The sequence below is a fragment of the Streptomyces sp. NPDC001156 genome, assembly GCF_053598275.1.
This window is the reverse complement of record NZ_JBSFJX010000398.1, coordinates 1-3,656: the sequence shown is the minus strand read 5'-3', so window position 1 is coordinate 3,656 and position 3,656 is coordinate 1. Positions and strand designations below refer to the sequence as shown.

Annotated in this window: 3 protein-coding genes; all 3 read left to right on the top strand. The window is 72.7% G+C overall.

What is annotated here, in order from left to right:
* Positions 1-1,081: ABC transporter ATP-binding protein (locus ACWDA7_RS51210; RefSeq protein ID WP_450614881.1), on the top strand; the 1,081-nt coding region annotated here is incomplete at its 5' end.
* Positions 1,078-2,190 (top strand): ABC transporter ATP-binding protein, encoded by a 1,113-nt coding sequence (locus ACWDA7_RS51205; RefSeq protein WP_450614879.1) that lies wholly within the window; start codon positions 1,078-1,080, stop codon positions 2,188-2,190. The genes ACWDA7_RS51210 and ACWDA7_RS51205, both read left to right, overlap by 4 nt.
* Entirely contained in the window at positions 2,187-3,572 is a 1,386-nt protein-coding gene (locus tag ACWDA7_RS51200) for a serine hydrolase domain-containing protein (protein WP_450614877.1), read from the top strand. The genes ACWDA7_RS51205 and ACWDA7_RS51200 overlap by 4 nt, the downstream gene beginning before the upstream one ends.
* Positions 3,573-3,656 lie beyond the last annotated feature (84 nt).

The following is a 3,656-nucleotide window of genomic DNA, read 5'->3' as shown; positions in this document are numbered from 1 at the left end:
GCCGGCCGGGACGGCCGGGCAGGAGACGGCCGGGCAGGAGACGGCCGTGCCCACGGCCGACGCCGACGCGTACGCGCTGCGCGTGCACGACCTTTCGGTCGTCTTCCCCGGCCCGCCCGTGCCGGTGCATACCGTCCGGGGCGTCAGCTTGGACGTGGGGCGCGGCGAGAGGGTCGGCATCGTCGGCGAGTCGGGCAGCGGCAAGACGCTGACGGCCCTGGCGATCGCCGGGCTCGTGCCACAGCCGGGCCGGGTTACCGCCGGCCGGATGGAGATCGCCGGACGGGACCCCGCATCGTTGCGCGCACCCGAGCAGCGCAGGCTGCTGGGTTCGATGACCGCTGTGGTCTTCCAGGACCCGCTGAGCTCGTTCAACCCCGCGCTGAAGATGGGGCGTCAACTCACCGAGGCCAGCGAGGTCCACCTCGGCCTGCCGCGCGCGGAGGCGATGCGGCTCGCGCAGGGTCGGCTGCACCAGGTACGTGTCCCCAGCCCCGCCATCAGGATGGCCCAGTACCCGCACGAGCTGTCCGGCGGCATGCGACAGCGCGCCATGATCGCCATGGGTCTGATGGGGGACCCCGAACTGATCATCGCCGACGAGCCGACCACCGCGCTCGACGTGACCGTGCAGGAACAGATCGTGCGGCTGTTGGGCCAGATCAACGAGGACACGGGAGCGGCGATCTTGATGATCTCGCACGACATCTCGGTCGTCACCTCGTTGTGCCAGCGGGTGGTGGTGATGTACGCAGGCCGGATCGTCGAGGACATCGACGTCGCCTCCCTGCTCGACGGCCCCGCCCATCCCTACACCCAGGCGCTGCTGGCGGCCGTGCCCCACATGGCCAGCGATCGGGACCAGCCGCTGGCCACCATCCCCGGTCGGCCCCCGCAGCCCCTCGAACTGCCCGGTGGCTGCGCCTTCGCACCGCGCTGCCGGTTCGCATCGGACAAGTGCCGCAGCGAGCAGCCGCCACTGGAGTTGCGGGACGGGCGCCGGGTCGCCTGCTGGCATCCGCGTCCGCCGTTTTCGGCGGACCGTACCGACACGACGACCACCAAGGCGGGGCCGGCATGACCAGGTTGCGGATCGAAGGGCTGACCGTACGGTACGGGCGGGGTCGCCGAGCCATGACGGCGGTCGACGGGGTGAGCCTGACCGTGCCCCCGGGAAGGATCGTCAGCCTGGTGGGTGAGTCGGGCTCGGGTAAATCGACCCTTGCCCGCGCCATCGTCGGACTCGCTCCCCTCACCGCGGGCCACATCCTGCTGGACGACGAGGACATCACCTCCGACACAGCCCGCCGCCGGCGGATCCAGATGGTCTTCCAGGACCCCTACGCCTCGCTCAATCCGCGGATGACGGTCGGAGCCACCCTGGACGAGGCACTACAGGCCCAGGCCCGCGCCGGTGCGCGCCTGACACGCGAGCAACGCGGCCGCGAGATCGGCCGGCTGCTGGATCTGGTCGCGCTCTCCCCGGAGCATGCGGACATGCTCCCTGGGCGCCTGTCCGGCGGCCAGCGGCAGCGGGTGGCCCTCGCACGGGCGCTCGCGGTGCGCCCCGACGTCATCATCGCCGACGAGATCACCAGTGCCCTCGATGTCTCCGTGCAGGGCGCGGTACTCAACCTCGTCCGCGACATCCAGAACCGCTCCGGCACCTCGATGCTGTTCATCTCGCACAACCTCGAGGTGGTCCGGTACGTCAGCGACGTCATCGCCGTGATGTACCTGGGCCGCATCGTGGAGGCCGCGCCCAGCCAGGAGCTCCTGGCCCGGCCCCGCCACCCCTACACCCAGGCCCTGCTGGCAGCCGTGCCCCGGCTGGGCCGGTCCTGGCGCGAGATCAGCACGCCGTCCGGGGACCTGGACGCCCCCGATCCCCACCATCCCCCAGCGGGATGCCGCTTCCACCCCCGCTGCCCCGTCGGGCCGCGCGCGAACGCCTCCCGTTCGGTGTGCCTGACCCTGGACCCGCAACTCGGCGCGGCCGGGCGGCCCCACCGGGCCGCCTGCCACTTCGCCGACGACCTGGCGGCCGCCGGCGGCCTCATGGCGGCCGGCCCCACCCGGGACGCCCCGGGGATCGCCGAAGAACGCGGCGGCCCGTCGGACGGTGGGCATGCCTCGCTCGCCGCGGTGGCCGCCACCGATGAAGAGAGCGCGACGAAGGAGCAACGGTGACACTGGACCAGGCAGAACTGGGACGACGGCTCGAAGAGCTCGCCCGCGCGTACCGCGTACCCGGCGCCTGCTTGGCCGTCCACGCGGGCGGCCGGACGACTCTCGCGGCGGCGGGCGTGCTCAACCGGGGTACGGGAGTGCAGGCCACGACCGATTCGCTGTTCCAGATCGGTTCCATCACCAAGACGCTGACCACCACCCTGGTGATGCAACTGGTGGACGAGGGGCTGCTCGACCTCGACGAGCCGGTGGTGAAGGCGCTGCCCAAGTTCAAGGTGGCCGACCCGGACGTGACCGCGTCGGTGACGATGCGTCACCTGCTCACCCATACCAGCGGCATCCAGGGCGATGTCTTCGCCGACGTCGGCCGCGGGGACGACGTGCTGGAGCGGTTCGTGGCCCGGTTGGCGGAGCTGGGCCAGTCGCACCCCATCGGTGCCACCCAGTCGTACTGCAACACCGGCTTCGCCGTCGCCGGCCGGGTGATCGAGGTGCTCACCGGCCAGCTGTGGGACACCGCCCTGCGCGAGCGTCTCCTCGCCCCCCTGGGCATGGACCGCACCTTCACCCTGCCCGAGGACGTGCTGCGCTTCCGGGCGGCCATGGGGCACCTGCCGGTGCCGGACGGCACAGTGGACGACTGGCCGCGACCCGCGCCGCGCTGGGACATCCCACGCTCGGCCGGTCCGGCGGGCATCGTCGTCGCCACCGCCGAGGACCTCGTCGCCTTCGCCCGTATGCACCTCGCCGACGGCGTCGCTGCGGACGGCACCCGTGTGCTGTCCGCCACCTCCGCACAGGCGATGCGCGAGCCGCAGGTGGCGGTGCCGGATCGCTGGACCATCGCCGATCACTGGGGCCTGGGCTGGTTCCTGCCGACCTGGGAGGGCCGGACCCTTTACGGCCACGACGGCGGCACCATCGGCCAGAGCGCCTTCCTGCGCATCCTCCCCGACCGGGACGTCGTCATCGTCCTGCTCACCAACGGCGGACGCACCCGGGAGCTCTTCCGGGCGGTCGCGAACGAGATACTCCCCCAGACCGCCGGGCTGCGCGTGCCCGGGCCGCCGCAGCCGCCCGCCGAGCGCATCCCCGTGGATCTCGCCGACTGGTACGGGAGCTACGAGCGGCACGGCGTGCGCATGGACCTCACGCCGTGCGAGGACGGCACGCCGCACCTCACCGTGACCCCCACCGAGGGGCTGGCCGGCCTCGAGGAGCCACCGCACCGGATGCCGCTGAGGGCCGTCGATCCGGACGCCGGCCTCTTCGTCACCCGGGAACAGGACGTCGCCGCGTGGACCCCCGTCGTCCTTTACACCCTTACCGACAACTCCCGCTACATCCACCTCGGTGGTCGCGCCACACCAAAGACCGGCTGACCACGCGGCCCTCGTGCCGCCGCGCCCGTGGCCGGGTGCGGCGGGCCCAGGGGCGGGGCCCGCGGGGCGGCGCCCGGGGGGCCG